The sequence below is a fragment of the Microbacterium sp. NPDC091676 genome, from assembly GCF_044756645.1.
GTDB lineage: Bacteria > Actinomycetota > Actinomycetes > Actinomycetales > Microbacteriaceae > Microbacterium > Microbacterium paraoxydans_D.
This window is the reverse complement of the sequence record NZ_JBIVTI010000001.1, coordinates 2,148,855-2,175,611: the sequence shown is the minus strand read 5'-3', so window position 1 is coordinate 2,175,611 and position 26,757 is coordinate 2,148,855. Positions and strand designations below refer to the sequence as shown.

The following is a 26,757-nucleotide window of genomic DNA, read 5'->3' as shown; positions in this document are numbered from 1 at the left end:
CCCGAACGCGAGTGTCCGGTTGACTCCGTGGGCGCGGGCGCGCGGCGGCCCTACCGTGGAAGCATGACCACACAGACTGCGACTCCCGCGGCCGCTGCGACGGTGAAGCCGCCGTTGCGCATCCCCCTCACGATCCTGCATCTCGCCGGCGTCGGGGTGATCGGGGGCGGCATCTTCGGCATGCTCGGCGGGCTCCTCGGCACCGGGCTCGGCCTCCTCTTCGTCTTCGGCGTCGGCATCGTGGTGCTCGTGGGCCTCGTGTACGCGCTTTTCGGCGTCGGCTGGTTCGAGATCGCACGCGTCGCCGGCCTGTACCGGGTGCCGAACGCCCCGCTGCGGCTCCAGCCGCGGGACCGGCCCGGCTTCGGCGGCTGGCTCCGCTCCCTCGGGCGGCAGGCCATCGACGGACGGATGTGGCGGGCGGTCGCGAACTTCGCCATCACCGCCGTCCTCGGTTTCGTGGTGCTCCGGCTGTTCTGGGCCTTCCTCTGGTCGCTCATCATCGCCTTCGCACCGCTGACGTCGGCCGAGACGATCATCGGCCCCTTCGGCGGCGGGCAGATCCCGGTGTCCTGGGCGCCGCTGATCGGCATCCTCGGCGCGCTCGCGTCGGCAGCCGGCATCGTCGGCCTCGCGCTCCTGGCCCGCACACTCGCTCTGGCGATCGTCGCCCGGGCTCGCGAGGTCGAGCTCACCGAGCGCGTGCGGGCGTCCACCGCTCAGCGTGAGGGAGCGGTCCGCGCGGCCGATCTGGAACGGACGCGGATCGAACGCGACCTCCACGACGGCGTCCAGCCGCGGCTCGTCTCCGTCGGGATGACTCTCGGGCTCGCCCAGCAGAAGATCGACACCGACCCCGACGCGGCCAAGGAACTCATCTCCGAGGCGCACACGTCGACGAAGGCGGCGATCACCGAGCTGCGGCAGCTCGCACGAGGCATCCACGCGTCGGTGCTCGACGACCGCGGCCTGGACGCCGCACTGTCGGCGCTCGCCAGCCGCTCCCCCATCCCCGTGCAGTTGGACGTGCGGATGGACCCTTCGACAGGCTCAGGGACCCAGGGTGGCGGCTCAGGGACCCAGGGTGGCGGCTCAGGGAACCAGGGTGGCGGCTCAGGGACCCAGGGGTACGGCTCCGGGGCCGCGCGGCCGGGGCGCGATGCGGAGGCGGCGGTGTACTTCTCCATCGCCGAGTCGCTGACCAACGCGGCGAAGCACTCCCGAGCGAGTGAAGCGCGCGTCACCGTCCGGCTCCGTGAGGGGAACACCCTCTGGGCGCGGGTCGAGGACAACGGCCTGGGCGGCGCCCAGGTGATCCCGGGCGGAGGCCTCGACGGCATCGCGAACCGGATCCTCGCCGCCGGCGGGACCTTCCGTCTCGACAGCCCGCAGGGCGGCCCGACCAGCCTGGAGGTGAACGTGCCATGCGCATCCTGATCTGCGAGGATTCCGTCCTCCTGCGCGAGGGCCTCGTGCGACTGCTCGAGGACGCGGGCCACGAGGTGGTCGCCGCGCTCACCGACGCGACCGGTCTTCGCGAGGCCGTGGTCTCGACCACGCCCGACCTCTGCATCCTGGACGTGCGGCTGCCGCCCACCTTCACGGACGAGGGCATCCGCGCGGCGCTGGATCTCCGAGCCGTGCACCCGGCGCTCGCCATCCTCGTGCTCTCGCAGTACGTGGAGGAGCGCTACGCGTCCGACCTCATCGCCGCCCAGGGCGGACCCCTCGGCTACCTCCTGAAGGACCGGGTGGCGGATGTCGCCGAGTTCATCGATTCGGTGCAGCGCATCGCCGACGGCGCCACGGTGCTGGACCCGGAGGTCGTGGCCCAGCTCCTGACCCGCCGGAACCGCGACGACCGCATGATGCGGCTCACCGAGCGGGAGCGCACCGTGCTGGCCCTGCTCGCCGAGGGCAAGTCGAACCAGGCGATCGCCGGCCTCCTGTTCCTCTCGGGGGCGAGCGTCGAGAAGCACATCACCTCCATCTTCCAGAAGCTGGGCTTCGAACAGGACGAGTCGGGCAACCGCCGCGTGCTCGCCGCCCTCGCCCACCTCGAGAACACGGGCGGCACGACGCCGTCGAACGGCCAGACAGGAGTCTCACGATGACCACCGACAACACCGGAGCGCAGGGCGGCCACACCCCGGTCACTCCTCCCCCGCCGCCGCCCGCGGCCTCACCCACGCCGGCGCCCGGCGCGCCGGGACCCCAGCGCTCGTCCGGAGCGACGGCGGTGATGATCGCCACCGCCGTGGTCGGCGGCATCGCCCTCCTCGGAGCCGGAGGCACGGCGGCCGTCGCGGCGACCGGCACCCTCTTCTCCTCCAGCCGACCGGACTCGGTGCAGACGGTGGACGTCGACGGCGTCACCGCGATCGATCTGGACGCCGACGCGAGCATGGTCCGCATCGACTTCGGGGATGTGGACGCAGCGGAGCTCTCCGTGACCGACGGGCGGGGTTCATGGACATTCGAGCGGGAGGCGGACGAGCTCGTCGTCCGGAGCCCTCGACCCGCCTTCGGCTGGTGGTTCGGCAACTGGTTCGGCGACGATGAGCGCGCCGTCCTCACCCTGCCCGAGGAGCTCAGCGGGTCGGATCTCGACGCGAGTCTCACGCTCGATGCCGGTGCCCTCGACGTGTCCGGCGAGTTCGGCACCCTGGAGGTGCAGATCAACGCCGGATCCCTCGACGTCGCCGGTGCGGCTACGGCGTTCGACGTGCAGATGAACGCGGGACGCGCGGACGTCCTTCTCGACGGCGTCGACCAGGCGGATCTCGGTATCGCGGCGGGCGATCTGACGGTGGAGCTGACCGGCGACGCGCCCACGACGACCACGATCGACGTGAGCGCGGGGTCCCTGAACCTGGCCCTCCCCGATGTGGAGTATCGGATCAGTCAGGACGTCAACGCGGGTTCCTTCAACGCGCGGGTCGACGAGTCCCCGAGCGCGCGCCGCACGATCGACGTGTCGGTGGCGGCCGGCAGTGTGGACGTCGAGCCGGGACGGTGAATCGGCCGAGGGCGAGGATCCCGGAAGGGGTCCTCGCCCTCGATTCGGATTTTCGCCGAAACTCCGGTAAAGTTCTGGAGGTTGACGGGGCTATAGCTCAGGCGGTTAGAGCGCTTCACTGATAATGAAGAGGTCCCAGGTTCAAGTCCTGGTAGCCCCACCCTTTCAATTCAAGAATTCCCTCACGGGGCCTTAGCTCAGTTGGTAGAGCGCCTGCTTTGCAAGCAGGATGTCAGGAGTTCGAATCTCCTAGGCTCCACCATCCTCTCGCTCACCGGTCGGCCGTCGTGAGCTCGTGCGGCGCCGTGTTCAGTCGCTCGGCCCCGTCTGCCGTCACGACCACGATGTCCTCGATGCGGGCTCCCCACTCGCCGGCGAAGTAGATGCCGGGCTCGATGCTGAAGGCCATGCCCTCGCGGAGCACGAGGTCGTTGCCGGGGGCGATGTAGGGCTCCTCGTGCACCGAGACGCCGATGCCATGACCCGTGCGATGCAGGAACGCGTCGCCGAGCCCCGCCTCCGTGAGGACCGAGCGGGCGGCCGCGTCGACCTCCTCCGCCGTGACCCCGGGGCGCACCGCATCCACGGCCGCCTGCTGTGCCCGGACGAGGGTGGCGATCCGGTCCGCGGCTGCCGGATCAGGCGTTCCGACGACGTAGGTCCTCGTGCTGTCGGAGTTGTAGCCGCTCGGAACGGCACCGCCGATGTCGACGACCACCACATCGCCGTCCTCGATGACCCGGTCGGAGACCTCGTGGTGCGGGTCGGCCCCGTTGGGCCCCGACCCGACGATGACGAACTCGACCGTCCGATGCCCCTCCTCCACGATCGCCGCGGCGATGTCGGCGGCGACCTCGCGCTCCGTGCGGCCGGCGCGCAGCCAGCCGGGCACGCGGCGGTGCACGGCATCGATGGCCGTGCCGGCGCGACGCAGCTCGGCGATCTCCTCCTCGTCCTTGGTCATCCGCCCCTCCCGGAGGACCGGCGTGGCGAGTTCGAGCCGGGCCTGCAGGCGCTCACCGATCGGCACGACGTGCAGCGCGGGAAGCGCATCCGACACACCGACGCGGGAGACGGGACCGGTGGCCGCGGCGACGAGGGCGTACGGATCGTCGCCGTCGACCCAGTCGGCGACCGCCAGCCCGAGTTCGCCGACGGCCGTGCTGCGCACCTTGGCGAGCTCCATCCGGGGGACGATGACCGTCGCCGCGCCGTGCGGTGGCAGCACGAGGGCGGTCAGGCGCTCGATGGTGTCGCCCTCGACGCCGAGGAGGTACTGCAGGTCGGGGCCGGGACCGACGATGATCGCGTCGAGGCCGGCGGTCCGTGCGCGCTCCTGTGCGCGCTCGAGGCGGCGGGCGTAGACGGCGGCGGAGAAGGGAAGGGTGCTCACAGGCACCACGCTAACGCGCGTGACCCCGCGGCGTCAGACCCTCTTCGAGATCAGCTGATCGCCTGGCGGATGCGCCCGGCGAGGAACTCGAGGTCCTTCTCCGTGAGCGCGGTCACCGCGTACGCGGTCGGCCAGACGGTCCCGTCGTCGAGGTTCGAGATCGGCTCGAAACCGAAGGTGCCGTAGCGGACCTTGAACTTGCCAGCCGGCTGGAAGAAGCACAGCACCTTGCCGTCGCGGCCCCACGCCGGCATGCCGTAGTAGGTCCGGGGCACGAGCTCCGGCGCCACCTCGGTGACCAGCGCGTGCAGCTTCTCGGCGAGCAGCCTGTCCTCGTCGCTGAGCTTCGCGACGGCCTCCTTGAGATCGGCCTCTCCGGCGGCGCGGAGTTCCTCGGGCGACTTCTTGGCACGGGAACGTCGGGTGCGCGCCTCCTTCGCGGCGGCCTGCATGGCCTCGCGTTCCTCGGCGGTGAAGTTCTTCTCGGTGTCAGCCATGATGTTCCTCTCGTGCGGCCCGGATGATGCTCCCAGCGTAAGGACGGCGCGCGGTGCCATGCTTCTCGATTCCTGATCGATCGCGCCCGTCGTCACGCGGCGGGAGACAGCTCGATACCCGGATAGGGTGTGACGCATGGACCTGCGCGTCGCCGCATACGGGGTCGTCACCGACGAGGGTGGACGCCTGCTGCTGGCGCGGTGGACGGAGGGTCGGCGCATCGCGTGGACGCTTCCCGGCGGGGGACTGGAACCCGGTGAGGCCCCGGAGGATGCCGTGCGCCGGGAGCTCCGAGAGGAGACCGGCTACACCGTCCGCGTCGGCTCACTCCTCGGCATCCACTCCCGTGTCATCCCCGCCGGGCGGCGCGTGCAGAAGTCGCCTGATCCCCTGCACACCCTCCGGATCGTCTATCGCGCGGAGGTCACCGGCGGGAAGCTGCGCTGGGAGACGGACGGCTCCACCGACCGGGCGGAGTGGTTCGCACTCTCGGCCGTCGCCGGCCTGCAGCGGGTGCGGCTGGTCGACATCGCGCTGCGGATGGCCGGGCTGCTCTGACGAGCCGCGGCAGGATCCTCAGCGTTCCTCGGGAACCGAGATGTCGGCGACGGTCGCGCCGTATGCGGCGATGAGGGCGTCGGCGTCGACGAAAAGGCTGTAGCCGTGCGCGCCCGCTCCCATCGCGACCCGCTCGCCGACGATGGACGCGTCGGCGTAGACCGGCCAGTCGGTGGTGCTGCCGATCGGGACGATGGTTCCGCGCTCGTAGCCGGTCGCCGCGAGGGCGAGCTCGGGTTCGGGCAGGCGGAGCTTGTTCACCCCCACGACGGCCCGCAGCTTCGGCCACGAGATGGACCGCCCACCGGGGATGAGCGCGAACAGATAGGTGTCGTCAGAGCGCTTGACCACGAGGGTCTTCACGATGCCGGACGGCGGGATGCCGAGGATCTCGGCGGCCTCGACGAGGCTACGCGCCTGCGGCCGCTCGCGGATCTCGATGTCGAGTCCGCGGGCGGCCGCAGCATCCCTCACCCGCGCGTGCGGGTCGGGAGTGGTCACGCGTCGGGAGCCGACAGCGGGTCGTCGGCGACCCAGAGCTCGTCGTCGGCCCGCAGCGCCTGCCAGGCGGCGTACAGCACGCCGACGGCAGCCGCAGCACCCAGGACGATGGCGATGACGGATCCGAGACCGGGACCCTTCTTCTGCGAGACGGCCTTGCGGGCCTTGTACTCGACGCCGTGACGCTTCGCGTTGGCGACGTCCCAGGCGGTGAGCGCGGTGCCCACGACTCCGCCGACGATGGGGACGACCTTGTCGTCCACGACGTGCTTGCCGGCCTTCACCGAACGGTCGACCACCGGGGCGACGCGGCGGTTGTAGGTGTCCTGGACCACCGGGACGATCTGCTCGCGATTGAAGTTGCCGAGCTGGCGACCCGCCTCACGAGCGACGTCGGCAGCGTGGCCGACGAGCACCTGCTGGTCTTCCCACAGCTGGTTCGCGTCCTTCTGAAGACGACGAAGCTGCTTCTTCCGCTTGCGGCTGAGGCTCACGATGCTCTCCTGTCCATTGGAGTACGGGTTCCCCATCTTGCCACGAGAGGCTGGATGCGGCGAGGGAATCGCCCGCCCCTTGCATCATCGGCTCCTGCGTTGTACATGCCCGGCCCGCTCACCGGAAGCTCTGCGAGAATGAAGGCATGGTTCACGCTTCCCACGTCGCAACTCTGCACACCAACCACGGTGACATCGTCATCAACCTCTTCGGCGACCACGCCCCGAAGACGGTCAAGAACTTCGTCGGTCTCGCCGACGGCTCCCAGGAGTGGACGCACCCCGCCACCGGCAAGCCGGGCGAGGGTCCCCTCTACAAGGACGTCATCTTCCACCGCATCATCCCGAACTTCATGATCCAGGGCGGCGACCCGCTCGGCCAGGGCGTGGGCGGCCCGGGGTACAACTTCGACGACGAGATCAACAACGAGCTCAACTTCAACGAGCCCTACATCCTCGCGATGGCCAACGCGGGCCTCCGCCGCAACGCCATCACCGGCAAGGTCGAGGGCACGAACGGCTCGCAGTTCTTCATCACGACCGACCCGACGCCGTGGCTGCAGGGCAAGCACACGATCTTCGGCGAGGTCGCCGACGACGCGTCGCGCAAGGTCGTCGACGCGATCTCCGCGGTCCCGACGGCTGCGGGCGACCGCCCGATCGAGCCCGTCGTGCTGCAGTCGATCGACATCGTCGCCGCCTGACGACAGCGACGGCCGATCCGGATGACGACGCCCGAGTTCACGAACAATCGTGAGAACTTCTGCTACCGGCATCCGGATCGGCAGTCCTTCGTGCTCTGCCAGCGATGCCTGCGCACCATCTGCCCCGAGTGCCAGACACCCGCCGCGGTCGGCGTGATCTGCCCGGAGTGCATGGACGCCGAACGCAAGAACCGCACCCCCGCCCAGAAGAAGGCCGCGCGACGGTGGCGCGGCGGCGGTGCCACGACCATGGGGGCGGTGCGCAGCGGCAGACCCGTCGTCACGTACGTGCTGCTGGCGGTGACGTCGTTCATCGGCCTCGTGCAGCTCATCCCCGGGCTCAACGCCCCGATCATCCAGGCCCTCGGCTTCTACGCGCCGTTCCTCTACCCGAACCTCTCCCTCCTGCCGTTCGAGCCGTGGCGACTGCTGACCGTGCTGTTCGTGCACGGCGGCTTCGTGCATCTCGCGCTGAACATGCTCGCCCTGTGGATGCTCGGACAGAATCTCGAACCGATGCTCGGTCGCGTCCGCTATCTCGCGCTGTATCTGATCAGCGGTCTCGGCGGCTCCGTCGCGGTCGCCCTCCTCGCGCCGGAGACGTGGACGGTCGGCGCCTCCGGCGCGATCTTCGGGCTTCTCGCATCGCTCCTGATCATCGGGCGGCACATCGGGGCCAACGTCACCGGCATCCTCGTCATCCTCGGGATCAACTTCGCCTTCGGGTTCTTCGCCGGCGGCATCTCCTGGCAGGCGCACCTCGGCGGCGCGATCACGGGTGCTCTCGTGGCGCTCGTCTACGTGCGGACGAAGCGCCGGGATCAGCGGACCTGGCAGATCGTCCTCCTCGCCGCCCTGGTCGTCCTGCTGCTCGTCGTCGTGGCCGTCGTGCCGCCGTTGCTCCTTTTGGCCTGATCCCGAGTTGTTAACAGGGTTGTTAACCCCTGTGAATAACATCGGTGTAATTCTCCCCAGTGTGGGGATAACCTGTGGATAACTTCCGCCTTGCCGGACAGACGAAAGAACCCCCCGCCGAAGAGGCGAGGGGTTCTTGTCGTTCCGGCCGGTCAGCGCCAGCGGGTGGTCATGAGGAATCCGATGAGGGCGATGCCCAGACCGATGGCCAGATTCCAGTTGTCGAGTCCCGGGATGGGGAACTGCATGCCCGAGATGTAGAAGACGAGGATCCAGGCGAGGCCGAGGAGCATGAAGCCGATCATCACCGGCTTGAACCAGACGGCGTTGGGAGCGGCGTCGCCCTCGGCGCGCTCGACGGCGGGTTCTTCGGTCTTGCGGTCACGTGCCATGCCGTCATTGTACCCGGGAGACCTCGGCGCCGACGAGCCGCGGATGCCGCGAACGGGGAGGAGGCATGCCGGGTGCACAGGTCGGGCGGATATGATCACGCCCATGACTGCATCTGTCGTGCCTGGGGGGCGGCGCGGACGGCGGCAGCGACCACGGTCGCGAGCCACCTTCGCGAGCGTGCTCGGCGAGCTCCTCCTGACCGCCGGCGTGGTCGTGCTCCTCTTCGTCGCGTGGCAGATGTGGATCGGCGACATCATCATCGCCGCCCAGAAGAACGAGGAGGGCGCCGCGATCTCCCAGCAGCTCGCCGCGGGCGAGGCACCCGAGCCCCCACCCCTCGTCGAGACGGACGACGGCGAGACGGTCTATCAGGCCCCGGTCCCGGCGGCGCCGGCCGACGGCGAGTGGTTCGGGCAGATGCACATCCCCCGGTTCGGCGCCGACTACAACTTCGGGATCTATGGGGGGACGAGTCGGGCGCGCACCCTGGATCAGAAGGGCATCGGCGTCTACACGCAGTCGAAGATGCCGGGAGAGGTCGGCAACTTCTCGCTCGCCGGCCATCGCACGACCTGGGGGAAGCCGTTCAACCAGCTCGACAAGCTGCACGTGGGTGACGCGATCGTCGTGGAGACCCCTGACGGCTGGTACACCTACCGGTTCCGCACCCTGGAGTACGTGAAGCCGACGCAGACCGACGTTCTCGCCGACGTGCCGCAGATGCCGGAGCAGCAGACGGGGGAGCAGTACATCACCTTGACGGCCTGCTCACCGCTGTACTCGCTCGCCGAGCGCATCGTCGCGTACGGGGTGTTCGAGAGCTTCCAACCGCGAGCCGAAGGGCCGCCGCCGGCCCTGACCGAACCCCCGCCGCCGCCGGCCGCGCCGTCGGTGTGATCCGCCCCCAGGAGAGAGAAGACCCATGTACGCCGCACTCTGGCGCCTGCTTCCCGGTCCGTGGTGGCTGCGCGTCCTCATCCTGCTCGTCGTGATCGCCGCGGTGCTCTATGCGCTGTTCTGGTACGTGTTCCCCTGGGTCAGCCCCCTGATCTCGCCCGGCGAGGTCGACGTCGAATGACGCGCGTCCTCGTCGTCGACAATCACGACAGCTTCGTGCACACCCTCGTCGGCTACCTCCGGGAGCTCGGGGCGGACACCACCCTCGTGGAGTCGGATGCGACGGATGCCGTGGCGGTCGAACGGATGCTGGACTCCCACGACGCCCTTCTCCTCTCGCCCGGCCCCGGGTCCCCCGGCGACGCCGGGGTCTCGGTCGAGGCCGCCCGGCTCGCGATGCGGCGGGGCGTGCCGACGCTCGGCGTGTGTCTCGGGCACCAGGTCATCGGGGCCGCGCTCGGGGCCCCCGTCCGCTCGGCACCCGCGGTGATGCACGGCATGGTCTCGGCGGTCCGGCACGACGGTTCCGCGTTGTTCGCCGGTCTCCCGTCGCCGTTCGACGTCGGGCGCTACCACTCGCTCGCCCTGTCGGCCGACGACCTCCCCGACGACCTCATCGTCACCGCGACCGCGCCCGACGGCACCGTGATGGCCCTCGCGCACCGGACGCTGCCGCTGCACGGGGTGCAGTTCCATCCGGAGAGCGTGCTCACCCGGGGTGGCTATCGGCTGCTCGCGAACTGGCTCGAGCTGGCCGGCGACGGGGAGGCCGTCGCCCGCTCCGGCCGCCTCGATCCGCTGACCCGCTGAGCCGCGGCGCGTCTCGCGTCAGGATCCGGTGCAGTAGCGGAGCTCGACCGACGACCCGACGGGCACGTCGCCCGGCGCGACGGACATCGAGTGCACCGTCGCCGGATCCGTCGCCGGGCACTCCGGGGCCTCCGTCGGCACCGGGGTGAGCCCGAGATCCTCGAGCTCCTGCGTGGCCGACTCCATCGACCAGCCGACGACGTTGTTCAGAGTGATCTTGCCGCTGGCGACCTCGAGGTTCACCACCGTGCCCGGGGCGACCTCGGCGTCCTCCTCTTCGCTGGCCGTCATGACCGTGTTGGCGGCGAGACCCTTGTCGTTGCGCTGGGTCACGGTGCCGAGCTCGAGTCCGGCGTCCTGGAGGGCCTTCGTCGCGGCATCCAGGGACATGCCCTCCAGCTTCGGCACGACGACCGTCTCCTCGCCCGACGACACGTAGAGCGTGACGGTCGAGCCCTGCTCGACGGACACCCCGCCTTCGGGGTCGGTGCGGATGACGTTGCCCTCGGCGATCGAAGGGCTCGACTCGATGACGATCTTGGAGGAGAGGTCGAGTTCGGCGAGGTCGTCCTGCGCGCGCTCCGAGGCGACGTTCGTCAGGTCGGGGACGACGCGCGAGGTACTAGGCACGTCGGCGGGCCGCATGCTGATCGTCCACACCCAGAACAGGACGGAGGCCAGGAGGACGGCGAGCAGCGCGACTCCGGCCCAGATCCACGCGACGGGCGGACCCGACTGCGTGCGGGCCATCGTCGTGTCCGTGCTGAGCTGACGGAGTGATCGTGCGGTCTCCTGTGCCTGCCGTGGGCTCGGTCCGTAGAGCTCGCTGGTCAGGGCGCCGATCTGCTTGCGCGTGGGTGCGGCACCCGTCACCGCGGCGTCGAGGGCGGCGCGGAAATGCGCGGCGTCCGGATACCGCTGGTACGGGTCCTTCGCGAGCGCGCGGAGGACGATCGGGTCGAGGGCGGCGGGCGACTCCTCGTTGACCTCGGAGGGCGGCACCGGCGTCTCGCTCACGTGCTGGTAGGCGACGGCCACGGGGGACTCCCCGCGGAACGGCTGCCGCCCGGTCAGCAGCTCGTACAGCACGACCCCGGTGGAGTAGAGGTCCGCACGCGCGTCGACCGGCTCGCCCTTGGCCTGCTCGGGGGAGAAGTACGCGGCGGTGCCGATGATCTGCGTGGTCTCGGCGACGGTGGAGGAGGAGTCGGACACCGCACGCGCGATGCCGAAGTCCATCACCTTCACCTGGCCCTTGTCGGTGACCATGACGTTGCCGGGCTTGATGTCGCGGTGCACGACGCCGGCGCGGTGCGAGTAGTCGAGTGCTTCGAGGATGCCGTCGACATAGCGCACGGCGTCCTCGACGGGCACCGGACCGTCGGCGATGATCTTCTTGAGGAGCGTGCCCTTGACGAGCTCCATGACGATGTACGGCGGCTCGTCGGAGGAGCTGTCGACCGTCGAGGGGTCGCCGGCGTCGTACACACGGACGATCGACGGGTGCGACATGCGCGATGCCGACTGGGCCTCGAGACGGAACCGCGTCCGGAAGCTGGTGTCGCGGGCGAGTTCCGGATCGAGGATCTTGATCGCGATCTCGCGGCCCAGGGTCAGGTCGTACCCGCGGTAGACCTTCGCCATCCCGCCGTGCCCGATGAGCTCGTCGACGCGGTACCGGCCCGCGATGACTCGTGGCTCTGTGGACACGGATGAACCCCCTGGAAACGACTGCGGCTGGACTGGATATTCAGGCTACCCTTCGGTGCTCTCCCCGCTGTCACCCTCGCCGTCCTCCGGAGCGACGATGGTCACGGACAGCGGCGGCGAGGCGTTCGACGTCCGCTGGTCCCCACCCGAGCACAGGCCCTGGTAGGTGGCGATGAGCTGCTGGCCCACGGCATCGCCGACCGTCACCTGCGCGTTGCGCTGGGTCGGCTGGAAGTTCGGACCGCCCGCGGCGAACGTGCCGTTCTGCAGCGAGACGACGTAGCCGGACAGGGTCGTGCCGCTGGGGCACGTGAAACCGGTGCCCCAGGAGATGGTGACGGTGCTGCCCGCGACCGGGTCCCCGGTGATCGTCGGCTTGTCCGTCGGCGTCGGGAGCGGCGTGCGGCCGGCGTAGACGGTCAACGCGATCGGGGTGGTCGTCGCGACGTTGCCCGAGGGCTGCACGCGGTAGACCTTGCCCACCTCGCCGTCGCTCGGCGCGGGGTCGCCGTCGGCGCACGTGATGTCGCTGAAGCCGGCCTCCTTGAGCGTCGCCGTGGCGGTGGCGCAGTCCATGTCCGTGAGGTTGAGCGCCGTCACGTCGACCCGCGTCTCCTGAGGAGTCGGCGGCGGGGTCGGCGTCTCGGACTCGACCCGCGTGGGGGTGCGGCTCGAGCTCCCGGTGGGCTCGGGATCCGCGTCCTTGGTCTGAGGGCCGAACAGCGCCCACAGCGTGCCGCCGGCCACGATGAGCAGCAGCACGAGCAGCGCGATGAGCGGCCACGTCCAAGCGCTCTTCTTCTTCTTTTTCTTCTCCTGCTCCTCCGCGGCGGCCTCGTCGGTGGGAAGCTGCGCGGTGGTGGGGAGGATGCGTGTCGTGCCGTCGTCACCGGTCGCGGTGAGCATGCGCGTGGCGTCGTCGTCCCCGGCGATGCCGCCCGTCGCGATGGCGGGCACGGCGATGGCTGCGGAGTTCAGGTCGCCGCGACGCAGGGCCTGAGCCGCACGGGCGACCGTGGCCGAGGAGGAGGGGCGATCCGCCGGCTTCTTGGCGATCATCGCCATGACGAGGTTCTGCACGGGGATCGGGACCGTCGGCGGCAGCGGCGGCGGCTGCTCGTTGATCTGCGCCATGGCGATCGCGACCTGCGACTCGCCGGTGAAGGGGCGCTTGCCGGCGAGGCACTCGTACGCGACGATGCCCAGCGAGTACGTGTCGGTCGCGGGGGAGGCGGGGTGACCCGACGCCTGCTCCGGCGACAGGTACTGCACCGTGCCCATCACCTGCCCGGTCGCCGTGAGCGGGACCTGGTCGGCGATGCGGGCGATGCCGAAGTCGGTGATCTTCACCCGACCGTCGGGCGTGATCAGGAGGTTCCCCGGCTTGATGTCGCGGTGCACGAGACCCGCGGCGTGCGCGGCCTGGAGCGCCGAAGCGGTCTGCGCGACGATGTCGAGCGTCTTGTCCGCGCTCAGCGAGCCGTCCCGTTCGAGGATCGTCGACAGGGCCTCACCCGGCACGAGCTCCATGACGAGGTACGCGCTGCCGTTCTCCTCGCCGTAGTCGAACACGCTGGCGATGCCCTCGTGGTTGACGAGCGCGGCGTGACGCGCCTCCGCGCGGAACCGCTCGAGGAACCCGGGGTCCCCCATGTACTCGTCCTTGAGGATCTTGATGGCGACGGTGCGACCGATGACGTGATCCGTCGCCTCCCACACCTCGCCCATGCCGCCGATCGCAATACGCGACTGCAGCTCGTAGCGACCACCGAACGACACACCCTGCGTCGGCCTCATCTGCCCAGCACCGCCTCTATGACCTTCTTCGCAATCGGAGCGGCGATGGTGTCCCCGCTTCCTGATTGACCCTGTCCGCCGCCGTTCTCGACGACGACCGCTACCGCGACCGCGGGGTCGTCCGCGGGGGCGAACCCCGTGAACCACAGCGTGTGCGGCCTGTTTCCGTTCTCCGCCGTTCCCGTCTTACCGGCTACGTCGACCCCGTCTATTCTTGCACCCTGCGCCGCACCGTTTGAGACGCTCGCGACCATGGCGGAGGTGACGTCGTCGGCGACGTCGGCGTCCATCGCGCGGCCGAACTCGGTGCTGTCGAACGATCGGATCACCGAGAGGTCGTTGCCGATCACGGCATCCACCATCTGCGGGTTCATGACCACGCCGTCGTTCGCGATGCCGGCCGAGACCATGGCGATCTGGAGCGGCGTCGCGGTGACCTGTCCCTGCCCGAAGCCGGTGAGCGCGGTCTGCGCGTCGTCCAGGCCCTGGGGGTAGCTGGAGGGCGTCGAGGTGAGGGGCGTGTCGAAGCTGCGGTTGAAGCCGAACTTCTCCGCCATCTCCCGGATCGTGTCGTCGCCGAGCTCGACCGCGAGCTCGGCCATGGGGATGTTGCAGCTCAGGCGGATCGCCTCGGCGATCGTGACGGTGTCCCCGGGCCCGCAGGCGCCTCCCCAGGCGTTGGAGACGCGATTGTTCGAGCCGGGGAGCGTGTACGAGGTCGGGTTGGGCAGGGTCGACTCCGGAGTCCAGTCCCCGCTCGCATAGGCGGCGGCCGCCACGACGATCTTGAAGGTCGATCCCGGGGGGTTGAGGTCGCCCGCGATCGCCCGGTTGGAGAGCGGCTTGCCCGGATCGGCCACCAGCTCGTCGTACGTGGCGTTGGCCGCGTTCGCGTCGTGCGTCGCCATGCGGTTCGTGTCGAAACCCGGGGTGGATGCCATCGCGAGGATGCGTCCGGTCTTCGGGTCCATCGCGACGACCGCTCCCTGCAGGCCGTCGAGGGCCTCGACGGCGGCGCGCTGTGCGGCGGTGTTCAGCGACAGCTCGACGCTGAAGCCGCGCTGCGGCTGGCCGGAGAGGATGCGCTCGATCTCGGCGAAGAAGGCGTTCGAGCCGGTGCCGGAGAGGTCGGCGTTCATCGCCTCCTCGATGCCGGTGGCCGAGCCCAGGGCGGGGTTGAAGTACCCGGTGACGGGCTCCCACAGGCCCGGGTCCGTGTACACGCGCTGGAATCGATACTGGTCGTCGCTCGGGACCGAATTGGCGATGGCCGTGCCGTCGACGATGATCGCGCCGCGCTGGATCTCGTAGCTGTCCAGTCGTGTGCGCTTGTTGTGCGGGTTCTGCGACAGGGCATCGGTCTCGACGACCTGGATCCAGCTCGTCGCGGCGAACAGCGCGACGAACATGAACAGCATGACGATGCTGAGTCTGCGGAGCTCTTTGGTCATGTCAGCCGATCACCACCCGGGGCTGACGGCGGACGCCGTCGGAGATGCGGAGCAGGAGCGCCACGATGAGCCAGTTCGCGACGAGCGAGGAGCCGCCGGCAGCGAGGAACGGCGTGGTCAGACCCGTCAGCGGGATGACCCTGGTCACGCCGCCCACCATGATGAAGACCTGGAGGGCGATCGTGAACGACAGCCCCGTGGCGAGCAGCTTGCCGAAGTCGTCCTGACCGGCGAGGCCGATGCGGACGCCGCGGCTGACGAACACCATGTAGAGGCAGAGGATCGCGAACAGGCCGATGAGGCCGAGTTCCTCACCGAGGCTCGTGATGATGTAGTCGCTGTGCGCCAGCGGAGTGATCTCCGGGCGGCCCTGGCCCCAGCCGGTGCCGATGAGACCGCCACGGGCGAGACCGAACAGCCCCTGCATCGGCTGGTAGCCGGCGCCGTCGGGGTCGACCTTCGAGGAGTCGAACAGGAACAGCCAGTTGACGAAGCGGCCCTGCACGTAGCTGAGGATCTGCGAGGCGACGGCGACGCCGGCCACCACGAGGCCGAGACCGATCAGCACCCAGCTCGTCTTGCCCGTCGCGACGTAGAGCATCGCCACGAACATGCCGAAGATGAGCGTTCCGGTGCCGAGGTCGCGCTGGAAGACGATGATGCCGAGCGAGACCAGCCACACGACGAGGACCGGACCGAGCTCGCGCATGCGCGGCCAGGTGATGCCGAGCACCCGCTTGCCGACCGACGTCAGGCTCTCGCGGGTGCGCACGAGGTAGCCGGCGAAGAAGATCGCGAGGCAGATCTTGGCGAGCTCGCCGGGCTGGAAGGCGAACATGCCCCCCAGCGACACCCAGACCTGGGCGTTCGCATCGGGGATCCGCAGCCCGGGCACGAACGGCAGCAGCAGCAGGAGGATGCCGGCGAGGCCGAAGATGTAGGTGTACCGGAAGAGGATCCGGTAGTTGCGCAGCAGGATGACCACCGCGATCGCACCGGCGAGCGAGATGGCCGTCCACGCGAGCTGCTTGGTGGAGTAGGCGTTCCACCCGGTGTTCCCGAACGCGATGTCGATCCGATAGATCATCGCGACGCCGAGGCCGGTCAGCAGCGTCGCGATCGGGACCACGAACGGGTCGGCGTCGGCGGCGACGAAGCGGAGCACGACGTGCAGCGCGAAGGCGAGGGCGGCGAGCCCGCCGCCGATCGCCAGGATCATCGGGTCGATCGTGCCGAGAGCGCCGAGCTGGACGAGCGTGAGGGCGGCACCGCTGATCGCACAGGCGAAGAGGAGCAGCCAGAACTCGCGGTTGCGCTGCGTCTGGGGCATGCGCAGTCGGCGCAGAGCCTTGATGACGGTGGTGTCGGCCTGGACGTCGGTGCTCATCCGGCACCTCCCGACGGCGTCTCGCTCGGCGAGGGGAGCGGGGTGGGCAGCGGCGTCTGCTCGATGATGTTCGCCTCGGCGCCGGAGCGGAGCCGGTCGACGATGGCCATCGCGTCGGAGAGCGAGCGGGCGCTGATGGTGCGTTCCACCGAGGCCCGCTGATACGGCGGCAGATCGGCGAGGAGGATCTGCGTGTCATCGACCGGGGTCGACAGCGTGATCGGCCCGATGTTCTGCTGCACGCCCTGGAAGATCACCACGCTGTCCTCGTCGGCGCCGATGAAATAGCGCGTCTGCGTCCAGCTGTACGCCGCGAAGGCGGCGAACGCGAGCATCGCGAGCACGACGAGCGCGCCGGCGATCCAGCCCAGTCGACGGCGCTTGGCGCGACGGCGGTCCTCCTCGATCAGCTCCTCGAGGTACTCAGGCGCCGGCTCGAAGTGGCTCGGCTCGTTCGCGGCCTGCCGCACCGGGTGCAGCCAGTTGCTCCGCGGGGCGCGGACCGGCGGCACGTAGACCCCGGACGGGTTCGACGCGGCGCCGACGATCGTGGCCGTGCCGGAGTGGACGGGGTGCTGTCCGCCGACATCGACGATCACGATCGTGACGTTGTCAGGGGCGCCGCCGTCGAGGGCCTGCTTGAGGAGGTTGTCCGCCGTGCGCCCCGGGGCGAGGCCGAGCTGCATGGCCTTGAGGATGCGGGCCTCGTCCACCACTCCCGAGAGGCCGTCGGAGCACAGCAGCCAGCGGTCGCCGGGCTGCGCATGCATGACGAACATGTCGAGCTCGGGGTCGGCGTCCATGTCGCTGAGCACGCGCATGAGGACAGAGCGCCGCGGGTGGTACCTGGCCTCTTCCGGGGTGATGCGGCCGGAGTCAACCAGCCGCTGCACGAAGGTGTGGTCGGCGGTGATCTGCGTCAGCGCGTCGTCGCGGTAGAGGTAGATGCGGGAGTCGCCGATGTGCCCGATGACGGCGTACTCGTCGACCATGATGATGGCGCTGAGCGTGGTGCCCAGCCCGGCAAGCTCCGGGCGGTCCTTTGCGGCGCGGATGAGGTCGCCGGCGGCCGTCGTGGCGGCGGCCTGGAGGGCGGCCTGCGCGTCCTCCGTGGAGGAGTACGGCTGGTCCAGCGGCTCCATGCGCTGGATGGCGATGCTGGAGGCGACGTCGCCGCCCGCGTGTCCGCCCATGCCGTCGGCGACGACGAACAGGTTCGCCCCGGAGTACCCGGAGTCCTGGTTGTTGGAGCGGACCTTCCCGGTGTGGGAGATCGCGGCGCTCGAGCCTTCGAAGACCATGCCGGCGTCAGGCCCTCAGCTCGAACGTCGTCGCGCCGACCTTGACCGGGGTGCCGAGGCTGAGGGAGACCGGGCCGCCCGTCACCCGCTGACCCGCCACGAACGTGCCGTTCGTCGAGTCGAGGTCCTGGATCGCCCAGGTGTCGCCGCGGAGCAGGAGCCGGGCGTGATGGCTGGACGTGTAGTCGTCACGGATCACCAGGGCGGACTCGCTGGAGCGGCCGATCGTCATCGCGTCGGAGCCCAGGGGCAGTTCGAGACCCGCCTTCGGCCCGGACGTGATCACGAGGCGCTTCGCCGTGGCCACGGTGGCGGGACCGGTCGACGGTCGCGCCGACGAGGGCCGGGGCGGAGCGGCCGGTGCCGCGGCCGGAGCGGCGGCGGGTGCTCCCGCTGTCGCCTCGGCGGGGAGCTTCCGAGCCCGCACCCCGAACAGGTCGGCGCGCAGGGAGTAGACGACCCCGAACACGAAGAACCACATCAGCACGAGGAAGCCGATGCGGAGCAGGAGCAGGACCAGTTCGCTCATCCGAGGGCTCCGAACACGCGGGTCGCGTCGTCGTCGGGGCGAGACGACCGCGACGGGGTGGCGACGGGGACGATGCGGAACACGAGGTCGGTGCGACCGATCGTGATCGTGGTGTCGGAGGGGAGGGCGGCTTCGCGGAGCTTCTGCCCGTCGACCTTCGTGCCGTTCGTGGATCCCATGTCGCGGAGCATGGCGCGCTCGCCGTCCCAGAGGATCTCGGCGTGACGACGGCTCGATCCCGCATCGGCGATGGTGATGTCGGCGTCGGAGCCGCGGCCGATCACGGTGCGGGCACGGGTGAGGGTGTGCCGGCGTCCGTCGACGTCGACCACGGCCTGCCAGCTCACGCGTCCTTCGACGGTGCCCGAGGTGACGCGCACGGTGCCGGTGGCGACCTTGTCGTCCGCCTCGAGCGTGAGGGACAGCGGGCCGGCGAAGCTGTAGCCCTGCGACTTCGCATGCTTGGTGAGGAGCGCGTGCAGCTCGTCCGTGAGCGCGCCGCCGAGCCCGCGCATGCGCTCCGCATCGTCGGGGCTCAGGCGCACCACGTAGTTGTTGGGCGCGATGATGCGGTCACGGCTCACCACGGCCGCAGTGGTATCCGCCTCGCGTCGCAGCGCCGAAGCGATCTCCACGGGCTGGATGCCGCTGCGGAAGGTCTTCGCGAACGCGCTGTTCACTGCGCGCTCGAGACCCTTCTCAAAGCTGTCAAGTAGTCCCACTGGGCTCCTCTGGCATGCCGACCGGTAGGGACATCGTAGCCAGGTGACCTGGGGGAACGCCGCCGCCGCCCCTCCCGGGGGTGTGCAACGGGGGCGAAAACGCGTGATATCCTCGGAAAGTTGAGTTCTTCGGAACGAGACGCTCGCGCGAGTGGCGGAATGGTAGACGCGCTGGCTTCAGGTGCCAGTGTCCTTATGGACGTGGGGGTTCAAGTCCCCCCTCGCGCACAGCGAGACATTCATGAAAGAGTCGGTCAGAGTCTGACCGGCTCTTTCTGTTTCCCCGCGAACGCCTATCGAACGGTCTGCCGCATGAGCCCCTGGATGCACACCGCCGGACTCGTCCTCGTCCGCATCGTCTTCCCCGGTGCACTGGCCCTGATCAGCGGGCTTCTGCTCTGGGTCGGCACGCTCGAGCGGGATGACGCGCCCGGGTTCGCCTGGGTGATGATCGGGACGGGGGGAGCAGGGTTCCTTCTCTCCCTCTTCCTCCTCTGGCGACTCAACAATGCCCGCGCTCGCGAGGATTTCCGGTGGTACGTCGTGCCGGAGGGCGAGGAGGAGGACGCCGTCCCGCCCGAGCCGATCTCGGCCGAGGAGAGGGAGCGCCTCACCCGCGAGCTGGACGAGGTGAACCGCCGGTGGCGGGAGGCGCTGGAGGCCGGTTTCCTCTCCGGCGGCTCGCTCGCCGCCCACGAGATCCGCGCGGAACTCGAGGAACGCGCGACGGCTCTGCGCCGTCGACTCGAGGCGCCTTCCACCCCCGAGCATTGACTCCGGTCCTCATCCTGTAGCGACGAAAGTCTCCCTGGAGATCCCTCCAGCGCCGCCCTACTCTCAGCCGTATCCCAGTTCGGCGGGTGGGTGGACTGGGCACGGAACAGGGGAGTGTTCATGCAGTTCTCACTGCACACGAATTCCGAGCGCGAAGAGAAGAAGGACCGGAGAACGCGACGGCGGCTGCTGTCGCCGCGGCGCCCGTGGGCGGTGGCGACCATGCTCGCCCTCGTGCTCGGATCGCTCGTCGCGCCCGTGCTTCCGGCGACCGCGGCCCCGGGCGATCCGGCGCAGCTGTACCTCGGCGTCTCGTATGAAGGTCCCGTCGTCGGCTCCGACAAGGATCTGACGGCCCCCACGGAGTGCCCGGCGAACTCGGTCCTCACCGCGGTGCGTACGGAGAACCGGACGGCGGAAGCCCCCGGGGCGACCGGCAACTCCATCCTCACGCGCTTCAGCCTGCAGTGCTCGACGATCACCGTGAGCAACGCGGGCGTCGTCACCTCGGCGGTGAACCCCACCTGGATCGAGGGTCCGGTCTACGACCAGGGTCGCGGGAACGTGCAGACGGCGACGTGTCCGGCGAACACCTTCGTGCACCGCATCACCGGCACCACCTTCGTCGGCGACAACGGCGCACGCTGGCCCTCGTCCGTGCAGATCACGTGCCGTCCGATGACCTTCACGGCCGCGGGGGAGCTGCGGATCAATCTCGCGGCCACCCCCACCGTCCTCACCGCGGGCGAGAACTTCAACACCAACGGCGGTCTGGACACGCCGACGCCGAGATGCGGGCCCGCCGGGACGACCGGGACGAGTGACGTCGTCGTGCGCGGCTACCGGGCGCAGAGCGGTGGCGAGGGCATCGACGGGTTCAACCCCTCCTGTACGACCATCCCTGACGACTTCGGCGATGCGCCGGCCAGCTACGGCTCGGTCTCCCAGGAGCTGAATGCGGCGACGTATCTGGGGTGGTCGGCCGATGCCGAGAGCGCGATGCAGTACAGCGCGAATGCGACGGGTGACAACGCGGTCGGCGGCACGGCCCCGAACCAGACCATCAACGACGAGACGGGGGTGGCGTCGTTCGGGCCGATCATGGCCAGCGTGACGAACACCTATTCGGTGTCGGTGCTGGCGTCGAACAAGGTGCCGGGAGTGCCGGCGACCCTGGTCGGCTGGATCGACTTCAACCGCAACGGCGTGTTCGATGCGAACGAGGGCGCCGCCGCGACGGTCCCTGCGGGCACGGCGGACGGCTCATCCGTGACGTTGAACTGGTCCGGCATCGCCTCGCAGACGGTGGGCGGGCAGACGTTCGCGCGGTTCCGCATCCAGAGCGGGACGGGGTTGACGACCGCGACGCCGACGGGGACCGGCGGTCCGGGTGAGGTGGAGGACTATGCGGTCACGATCACGGCTCCGGCGCCGTCTCTGGGGTTGACGAAGACGGTCACGCCGACCACCGCCACCGCGGCGGGGGACACGGTCACGTACTCGTTCGCGGTCTCGAACACCGGCAACGTCGCCGTCTCGGGACTCGGCATCCGCGAGTCCGCGTTCAGCGGCACGGGCACGCTCGGGGCGGTGAACTGCGCGGCGACGACGCTCGCCGTGGGGCAGAACACCACCTGTACGGCGGCGTACACGCTGACGCAGGCGGACATCGACGCGGGCACGGTGACGAACACCGCGCTCGCGACCGGGACATCCGAGGCCAACACCGGCGTGGAGAGCAATCCGAGCACCGCGACGGTGACCACGACCCGCACCCCGGCCCTCACGGTCGTGAAGTCGGCGACCCGTCCGGACCGGACGACTTCACGGTCGGACAGGTGATCGACTACTCGTTCATCGTCACCAACACGGGCAACGTGACCGTCTCGAACATCGCGGTGAACGAGACGGCGTTCACGGGGTCCGGGACGCTCTCGGCGGCCGTGTGCCCGACGGCCCCGCTCGCCCCGGGTGCGCAGGCGACCTGTACCGCGAGCTACACCCTGACGCAGGCGGACGTGAACGGGGGATCGGTCAGCAACACCGCGACCGCCACCGGCGTGCCGCCGGGGTCGCTGACGCCTCCGGTGTCCCCGCCGTCGACCGTGCGCGTGCCGGTCGACCCGGCTCCGGCGATCTCGCTGGAGAAGAGCTCCGAGACGACTGCGATCACGGGCACCGGACAGGCGATCGACTACTCGTTCCTCGTCACCAACACCGGGAACGTGACCCTGACGAACGTCGGCATCGACGAGGAGTCCTTCTCCGGCACCGGGGCCCTGGACGTGAGCTGCCCTGCCGGCGCCGCCTCCCTCGCGCCGGGGGCCGAGGTCACCTGCACCGCGAGCTACACCGTGACGGCCGCGGACTACAACACCTCGGCGCTCACGAACACGGCCACCGCGACGGGCACGCCGCCGACGGGCACGGCACCGGTCTCCTCGCCGTCCACGGTCGAGATCCCCGTCACCTCCGCTCCGGCGCTCACGGTGGCGAAGACGGCGGACCGCACGGAGATCACCGCGGCGGGCCAGACGATCACCTACTCGTTCCTCATCACCAACACGGGGAACGTGACGATCGCCGACGTCGGCGTGACGGAGACCACGTTCAGCGGAACGGGCACCGCTCCGGTCATCACCTGTCCCGCGGCCGCCGCATCGCTGGCCCCGGGCGCCCAGGTGACGTGCACCGCGCCCTACGTGGTGACGCAGGCGGACATCGACGCGGGCGGGGTGACCAACACCGCGACCGTGACCGGGGAGCCGCCCACGGGCGAGCACCGGTGTCGCCGCCGTCGACCGTGGTGGTCCCCGCGGACGAGACGCCCGCGATCACCCTCGTCAAGACCGCCGATCCGACGTCGATCGCCGCGGTCGGGGCGACCGTCGACTACGCGTTCCTCGTGACGAACACGGGCAACGTGACCCTCACCGACATCACCGTGACCGAGACCGCGTTCTCCGGCACCGGCACGGCGCCGGAGATCACCTGCCCCGCCGCCGCGGCGACACTCGCTCCGGCCGCCCAGGTGACCTGCACCGCGTCCTACGAGGCGTCGCAGGCGGACGTCGACGCGGGTCAGGTGACCAACACCGCCACCGCGACGGGCACGCCGCCCCGCGACCTCGAACCGCCGGTGTCGGCGCCTTCCACGGCGATCGTCACGGTGCCCGGCGCGCCCGCCCTCACGGTGGCGAAGACGGCCGACCGGACGGAGATCACCGCCGCGGGGCAGGTCATCACCTACTCGTTCCTGGTGACGAACACGGGCAACGTGACCATCGCGGACGTGACCGTGGACGAGGTGTCGTTCTCGGGTACCGGTGCGACTCCCGTCGTCACCTGCCCCGCAGCGGCCGCGTCCCTCGAACCCGGAGCTCAGGTGACCTGCACCGCGACCTACGAGGTGACCCAGGCCGACATCGATGCGGGTGGCGTGACGAACACCGCCACCGTGACGGGCGACCCGCCCGGAACCCTCGAGCCGCCGGTGTCGCCGCCGTCGGAGGTCGAGGTGCCCTCGATCGAGACGCCCGGCATCACCGTCGTGAAGTCGGCCGATCCCTCCACCGCCGCCGGCTACACGGTCGGCACGGAGATCACGTACACGTTCGTCGTGACGAACACGGGCAACGTGACCCTCACCGACGTGACGGTGCAGGACACGGCCTTCACGGGCTCCGGCGAGCTGTCGTCGATCACGTGTCCCGCGGGGGCGGCATCGCTCGCGCCGGGAGCGCAGGTCGAGTGCACCGCGACGTACACGCTGACGCAGACCGACGTCGATGCCGGGCAGCTGTCGAACACGGCGACGGCGACGGGCACGCCGCCCTCCGGCACGCCGCCGGTGTCGCCGCCGACGACGGTGGAGATCCCCGGCGACCCGGCCCCGGCGCTGACCGTGGCGAAGACCGCTGATCGGACGGAGATCTCGGCAGCGGGTCAGACGATCACCTACTCGTTCCTCGTGACGAACACCGGGAACGTGACGGTGCGCGACGTCACGGTGGAGGAGGGCACCTTCACCGGAACGGGCCCTGCTCCCGTGGTGACCTGTCCTGCGGGAGCCGCCACGATGGTTCCCGGTGCGCAGGTGACCTGCACGGCGGAGTACGTCGTCACGCAGGCCGACATCGACGCGGGTGGGGTGACCAACACCGCCACGGTGACGGGCACGCCGCCGTCGGGGGAGCCGCCGGTGTCGCCGCCGTCCGAGGTCGAGGTGCCGTCGGAGCCGTCGCCGGGCCTGACGGTGTCGAAGACGGCGGACCGGACCGAGATCACGGCCGCCGGCCAGACGATCACCTATTCGTTCCTCGTGGTGAACACGGGCAACGTGACGCTGACGGACGTCGAGGTGACGGAGGCCTCGTTCACCGGCACCGGGACCCCGCCGGTCATCGAGTGCCCGGCCGCGGTGGCGTCGCTCGCCCCCGGGGACGAGGTGACCTGCACGGCGGAGTACGTCGTCACGCAGGCCGACGTGGATGCGGGTGGTGTGACGAACACTGCGACGACGACCGGTACTCCGCCGTCGGGGGAGCCGCCGGTGTCGCCGCCGTCCGAGGTCGAGGTGCCGTCGGAGCCGTCGCCGGGCCTGTCGGTGGTGAAGTCGTCCGATCGGACCACGATCACCGCGGCCGGCCAGACGGTCACCTACTCCTTCCTGGTCACCAACACGGGCAACGTGACGATCGCCGACGTGACGGTCGAGGAGACGGGCTTCACCGGCACCGGCACGGCGCCGGTCGTGACGTGTCCGGCGGGGGCCGCGTCGCTCGCGCCGGGAGACCAGGTCACCTGCACCGCGCCGTACGTCGTCACGCAGGCCGACCTCGACGGCGGCGGGGTGACGAACACCGCGACCGTGACCGGCACGCCGCCCTCGGGTGAGCCCCCGGTGTCACCGCCCTCGACCGTGCTGGTCCCCGGCGACCCGGCACCCGCGCTGACCGTGGCGAAGACGGCGGACCGCACGGAGATCACCGCGGCGGGCCAGACGATCACGTACTCCTTCCTCCTCACCAACACGGGCAACGTCACGCTGACGGACGTCGGGGTGGACGAGGTGTCGTTCACCGGTACCGGCACGGCGCCGGTGGTGACCTGTCCCGCGGGAGCGGAGTCGCTCGCTCCGGGAGCGGAGGTGACGTGTACCGCGCCGTACGTCGTGACGCAGGCCGACGTCGATGCGGGTGGCGTCACGAACACCGCCATCGGCACGGGGACACCGCCGTCGGGGCAGCCGCCGGTCTCGCCGCCGTCGACGGTCGAGGTGCCCTCGGACGGAACGCCGGCCCTCACGGTCGCGAAGACCGCGGATCTCACGCGGATCAGCGCCGCAGGGCAGACGATCACGTACTCGTTCCTCATCACCAACACGGGCAACGTCACGATGACGGATGTCGGCGTGGACGAGGTGTCGTTCTCCGGGACGGGAACCGCGCCGGCCATCACGTGTCCGGCTGCGGCGGCCTCGCTGGCCCCCGGCGCGACCGTGACCTGCACGGCGCCGTACGTGGTCACCCAGGCGGATGTCGATGCCGGGCGGCTCACGAACACGGCCGTCGCGACGGGAGAGCCGCCGACGGGTCCGCCGACCAGCGAGCCGCCGCTGACGCCTCCGTCGACGGTGGAGGTGCCCGGTGACCGGAACCCGGCGATCGCCGTGGTGAAGTCGGCCAGCCCCGACACGGCGGCAGCCTACGTCGTGGGCCAGGACATCACCTACTCGTTCGTCGTGACCAACACCGGCAACGTCACGCTGACCGACGTCACCGTCGACGAGGGGGACTTCTCCGGGACGGGACCGCTGTCGGCGGTCGACTGCCCGGCCGGGACCGCGTCGATGGCCCCCGGTGCCCAGCTCATCTGCACGGCGACGTACGTGCTGACGCAGGAGGACATCGACGCCGGCCAGGTGACGAACTCCGCGACCGCGACCGGTGTGCCGCCCGGAGACCTGCAGCCCCCGGTGTCGCCGCCGTCCGAGGCGCGCGTCCCCGCGCTGCCGACCCCGGGACTCAGCATCGTGAAGTCCGCGACTCCGGCCGTGATGACCGCCGTGGGGGAGGGTCTGGAGTACTCCTTCGTCGTGACCAACACGGGTAACGTGACGCTGGCCGACGTGGCGGTCCAGGAGACGGCGTTCTCCGGCGAGGGAGACCTCTCGGCCATCACCTGCCCCGATGAGGCCGCGCGCCTCATCCCCGGGCAGACCGTGACGTGCTCGGCGACGTACACGACGACGCAGGCGGACGTGGACTCCGGGCGGCTGACCAACACGGCGACGGCGACCGGCACACCGCCGTCGGGCACGCCGCCCGTGTCGCCGCCGTCGACCGTCGAGGTGCCCTTCGAGGGGACGAACGAGCTCGCGATCGAGAAGCGGGCGACGACCGTCGACGTGAACGGCAACGGGATCGTCGACCTCGGCGACCGGGTGGAGTGGACGATCGTGGTCAGCAACATCGGGGCGCAGACGGTCTCCGACATCGTCGTGTCCGATCCGACCGCGGGCGCGGTGACGTGTCCGGCGACCAGCCTCGCCTCTGGGGAGCGGATGACGTGCACCGTGCCGCCGCACACCATCGATGCCGCCGACGTGCGTCGCGGTGAGGTGCGCAACGTCGCGACCGTGGGCGGGAACACGCCGGGCGGGCCGATCGATCCGCCGACCTCGCAGACGGTCACCCGCGTGGTGCCGACGCCGCCGACCGGGCTCGCGGTCACGGGTGGCACGCTCGCCGCCGGCGGCCTGCTGCTGGGCGGCGTGATGATCCTCGCCGGCCTGGGCCTGGGCCTCACGCGGATGCGACGGCGAGAGGAAGAACAGGAACAGCGCTGACCGACAGGTCGTCCGTGGCGGGTGCGGCCACCCGCCACGGACGGTCCGGGTCGA

Annotated in this window: 25 protein-coding genes and 3 tRNA genes; 16 read left to right on the top strand and 12 right to left on the bottom strand. The window is 70.2% G+C overall.

Annotated features, from left to right (window positions below):
• The first annotated feature begins 63 nt into the window (after nucleotides 1-63).
• The 5 genes from ACIQID_RS10575 (at nucleotide 64) to ACIQID_RS10555 (ending at nucleotide 3,281) form a co-directional block, all read left to right on the top strand.
• Nucleotides 64-1,437 carry a sensor histidine kinase gene (locus ACIQID_RS10575; RefSeq protein ID WP_400284626.1) on the top strand — a complete coding sequence of 458 codons (1,374 nt, stop codon included), beginning with the start codon at nucleotides 64-66 and terminating at the stop codon, nucleotides 1,435-1,437.
• A complete protein-coding gene (locus tag ACIQID_RS10570; RefSeq protein ID WP_400284623.1) occupies nucleotides 1,425-2,114 on the top strand; it encodes a LuxR C-terminal-related transcriptional regulator in 690 nt (229 codons plus the stop codon). The genes ACIQID_RS10575 and ACIQID_RS10570 overlap by 13 nt, the downstream gene beginning before the upstream one ends.
• Complete coding sequence (locus ACIQID_RS10565; RefSeq protein ID WP_400284620.1) at nucleotides 2,111-3,019, top strand: DUF4097 family beta strand repeat-containing protein; 909 nt, start codon at nucleotides 2,111-2,113, stop codon at nucleotides 3,017-3,019. The genes ACIQID_RS10570 and ACIQID_RS10565 overlap by 4 nt, the downstream gene beginning before the upstream one ends.
• A gap of 86 nt (nucleotides 3,020-3,105) precedes the next feature.
• Nucleotides 3,106-3,179 (top strand) — tRNA-Ile (locus tag ACIQID_RS10560).
• A 26-nt stretch (nucleotides 3,180-3,205) separates the two neighbouring features.
• Nucleotides 3,206-3,281 (top strand) — tRNA-Ala (locus ACIQID_RS10555).
• Nucleotides 3,282-3,290: 9 nt separating this feature from the next.
• Here the strand turns inward: ACIQID_RS10555 and ACIQID_RS10550 are convergent.
• A complete protein-coding gene (locus ACIQID_RS10550) occupies nucleotides 3,291-4,412 on the bottom strand; it encodes a M24 family metallopeptidase (RefSeq protein WP_400284617.1) in 1,122 nt (373 codons plus the stop codon).
• 50 nt (nucleotides 4,413-4,462) lie between these two features.
• Complete coding sequence (locus ACIQID_RS10545; protein ID WP_312674401.1) at nucleotides 4,463-4,909, bottom strand: hypothetical protein; 447 nt, start codon at nucleotides 4,907-4,909, stop codon at nucleotides 4,463-4,465.
• A 136-nt stretch (nucleotides 4,910-5,045) separates the two neighbouring features.
• Between ACIQID_RS10545 and ACIQID_RS10540 the strand changes: the two genes are divergently transcribed.
• Nucleotides 5,046-5,468, top strand: a complete 423-nt coding sequence (locus ACIQID_RS10540) for an NUDIX hydrolase (RefSeq protein WP_136051338.1) — start codon at nucleotides 5,046-5,048, stop codon at nucleotides 5,466-5,468.
• Between the two features lie 18 nt (nucleotides 5,469-5,486).
• Here the strand turns inward: ACIQID_RS10540 and ACIQID_RS10535 are convergent, their stop codons facing one another.
• A complete protein-coding gene (locus ACIQID_RS10535) occupies nucleotides 5,487-5,969 on the bottom strand; it encodes an aminoacyl-tRNA deacylase (RefSeq protein WP_231919545.1) in 483 nt (160 codons plus the stop codon).
• Nucleotides 5,966-6,463: a hypothetical protein gene (locus tag ACIQID_RS10530; protein ID WP_025102885.1), complete on the bottom strand. Its 498-nt coding sequence runs from the start codon at nucleotides 6,461-6,463 to the stop codon at nucleotides 5,966-5,968. Before ACIQID_RS10530 ends, ACIQID_RS10535 begins: the two co-directional genes overlap by 4 nt.
• Before the next feature lie 146 nt (nucleotides 6,464-6,609).
• Between ACIQID_RS10530 and ACIQID_RS10525 the strand changes: the two genes are divergently transcribed.
• Together ACIQID_RS10525 and ACIQID_RS10520 are read left to right on the top strand one after the other, a co-directional pair.
• On the top strand, nucleotides 6,610-7,167 hold the full coding sequence (locus ACIQID_RS10525; RefSeq protein WP_025102886.1) for a peptidylprolyl isomerase: 558 nt from the start codon (nucleotides 6,610-6,612) through the stop codon (nucleotides 7,165-7,167).
• Nucleotides 7,168-7,188: 21 nt separating this feature from the next.
• On the top strand, nucleotides 7,189-8,082 hold the full coding sequence (locus tag ACIQID_RS10520) for a rhomboid family intramembrane serine protease (protein ID WP_400284611.1): 894 nt from the start codon (nucleotides 7,189-7,191) through the stop codon (nucleotides 8,080-8,082).
• A gap of 152 nt (nucleotides 8,083-8,234) precedes the next feature.
• On the opposite strand, the gene ACIQID_RS10515 is transcribed toward ACIQID_RS10520, so the two are convergent.
• Nucleotides 8,235-8,474 carry a cell division protein CrgA gene (locus ACIQID_RS10515; RefSeq protein WP_025102888.1) on the bottom strand — a complete coding sequence of 80 codons (240 nt, stop codon included), beginning with the start codon at nucleotides 8,472-8,474 and terminating at the stop codon, nucleotides 8,235-8,237.
• Nucleotides 8,475-8,577: 103 nt separating this feature from the next.
• Here ACIQID_RS10515 and ACIQID_RS10510 point away from each other — a divergent pair, with 103 nt between their 5' ends.
• The 3 genes from ACIQID_RS10510 to ACIQID_RS10500 are packed head-to-tail and all read left to right on the top strand — an operon-like array spanning nucleotide 8,578 to nucleotide 10,182.
• Nucleotides 8,578-9,372: a class E sortase gene (locus ACIQID_RS10510; RefSeq protein WP_312674396.1), complete on the top strand. Its 795-nt coding sequence runs from the start codon at nucleotides 8,578-8,580 to the stop codon at nucleotides 9,370-9,372.
• 25 nt (nucleotides 9,373-9,397) lie between these two features.
• Nucleotides 9,398-9,553: a membrane protein gene (locus ACIQID_RS10505; RefSeq protein ID WP_036292274.1), complete on the top strand. Its 156-nt coding sequence runs from the start codon at nucleotides 9,398-9,400 to the stop codon at nucleotides 9,551-9,553.
• Nucleotides 9,550-10,182: an anthranilate synthase component II gene (locus ACIQID_RS10500; RefSeq protein ID WP_400284606.1), complete on the top strand. Its 633-nt coding sequence runs from the start codon at nucleotides 9,550-9,552 to the stop codon at nucleotides 10,180-10,182. Before ACIQID_RS10505 ends, ACIQID_RS10500 begins: the two co-directional genes overlap by 4 nt.
• 18 nt (nucleotides 10,183-10,200) lie before the next feature.
• On the opposite strand, the gene pknB is transcribed toward ACIQID_RS10500, so the two are convergent.
• From pknB to ACIQID_RS10465, 7 genes are read right to left on the bottom strand one after another with little or no spacing between them, the layout of a single operon-like run.
• The gene (gene pknB, locus ACIQID_RS10495; protein ID WP_400284603.1) at nucleotides 10,201-11,892 is read right to left on the bottom strand and encodes a Stk1 family PASTA domain-containing Ser/Thr kinase; all 1,692 of its coding nucleotides are present in this window, start codon (nucleotides 11,890-11,892) and stop codon (nucleotides 10,201-10,203) included.
• A 45-nt stretch (nucleotides 11,893-11,937) separates the two neighbouring features.
• Nucleotides 11,938-13,689 carry a serine/threonine-protein kinase gene (locus ACIQID_RS10490; RefSeq protein WP_400284600.1) on the bottom strand — a complete coding sequence of 584 codons (1,752 nt, stop codon included), beginning with the start codon at nucleotides 13,687-13,689 and terminating at the stop codon, nucleotides 11,938-11,940.
• Nucleotides 13,686-15,140: a penicillin-binding transpeptidase domain-containing protein gene (locus ACIQID_RS10485; RefSeq protein WP_312674388.1), complete on the bottom strand. Its 1,455-nt coding sequence runs from the start codon at nucleotides 15,138-15,140 to the stop codon at nucleotides 13,686-13,688. Before ACIQID_RS10485 ends, ACIQID_RS10490 begins: the two co-directional genes overlap by 4 nt.
• 1 nt (nucleotide 15,141) lies before the next feature.
• Nucleotides 15,142-16,527: an FtsW/RodA/SpoVE family cell cycle protein gene (locus ACIQID_RS10480; protein ID WP_312674386.1), complete on the bottom strand. Its 1,386-nt coding sequence runs from the start codon at nucleotides 16,525-16,527 to the stop codon at nucleotides 15,142-15,144.
• Nucleotides 16,524-17,828: a protein phosphatase 2C domain-containing protein gene (locus ACIQID_RS10475; protein ID WP_312674384.1), complete on the bottom strand. Its 1,305-nt coding sequence runs from the start codon at nucleotides 17,826-17,828 to the stop codon at nucleotides 16,524-16,526. The genes ACIQID_RS10480 and ACIQID_RS10475 overlap by 4 nt, the downstream gene beginning before the upstream one ends.
• A 7-nt stretch (nucleotides 17,829-17,835) precedes the next feature.
• A complete protein-coding gene (locus ACIQID_RS10470; RefSeq protein WP_025102896.1) occupies nucleotides 17,836-18,357 on the bottom strand; it encodes an FHA domain-containing protein in 522 nt (173 codons plus the stop codon).
• Nucleotides 18,354-19,079: a DUF3662 and FHA domain-containing protein gene (locus ACIQID_RS10465; protein ID WP_025102897.1), complete on the bottom strand. Its 726-nt coding sequence runs from the start codon at nucleotides 19,077-19,079 to the stop codon at nucleotides 18,354-18,356. The genes ACIQID_RS10470 and ACIQID_RS10465 overlap by 4 nt, the downstream gene beginning before the upstream one ends.
• Nucleotides 19,080-19,224: 145 nt before the next feature.
• Here ACIQID_RS10465 and ACIQID_RS10460 point away from each other — a divergent pair.
• From ACIQID_RS10460 to ACIQID_RS10440, 5 genes are all read left to right on the top strand, one after another.
• Nucleotides 19,225-19,307, top strand: a tRNA-Leu gene (locus tag ACIQID_RS10460).
• An 84-nt stretch (nucleotides 19,308-19,391) separates the two neighbouring features.
• Nucleotides 19,392-19,853, top strand: a complete 462-nt coding sequence (locus ACIQID_RS10455; protein ID WP_400285770.1) for a hypothetical protein — start codon at nucleotides 19,392-19,394, stop codon at nucleotides 19,851-19,853.
• A gap of 120 nt (nucleotides 19,854-19,973) precedes the next feature.
• Nucleotides 19,974-21,695, top strand: coding sequence for a GEVED domain-containing protein (locus ACIQID_RS10450; RefSeq protein WP_400284593.1), 1,722 nt, complete (start codon nucleotides 19,974-19,976; stop codon nucleotides 21,693-21,695).
• On the top strand, nucleotides 21,692-22,762 hold the full coding sequence (locus ACIQID_RS10445; RefSeq protein ID WP_400284590.1) for a hypothetical protein: 1,071 nt from the start codon (nucleotides 21,692-21,694) through the stop codon (nucleotides 22,760-22,762). The genes ACIQID_RS10450 and ACIQID_RS10445 overlap by 4 nt, the downstream gene beginning before the upstream one ends.
• Entirely contained in the window at nucleotides 22,657-26,703 is a 4,047-nt protein-coding gene (locus tag ACIQID_RS10440; protein ID WP_400285736.1) for a hypothetical protein, read from the top strand. The genes ACIQID_RS10445 and ACIQID_RS10440 overlap by 106 nt, the downstream gene beginning before the upstream one ends.
• Nucleotides 26,704-26,757 lie beyond the last annotated feature (54 nt).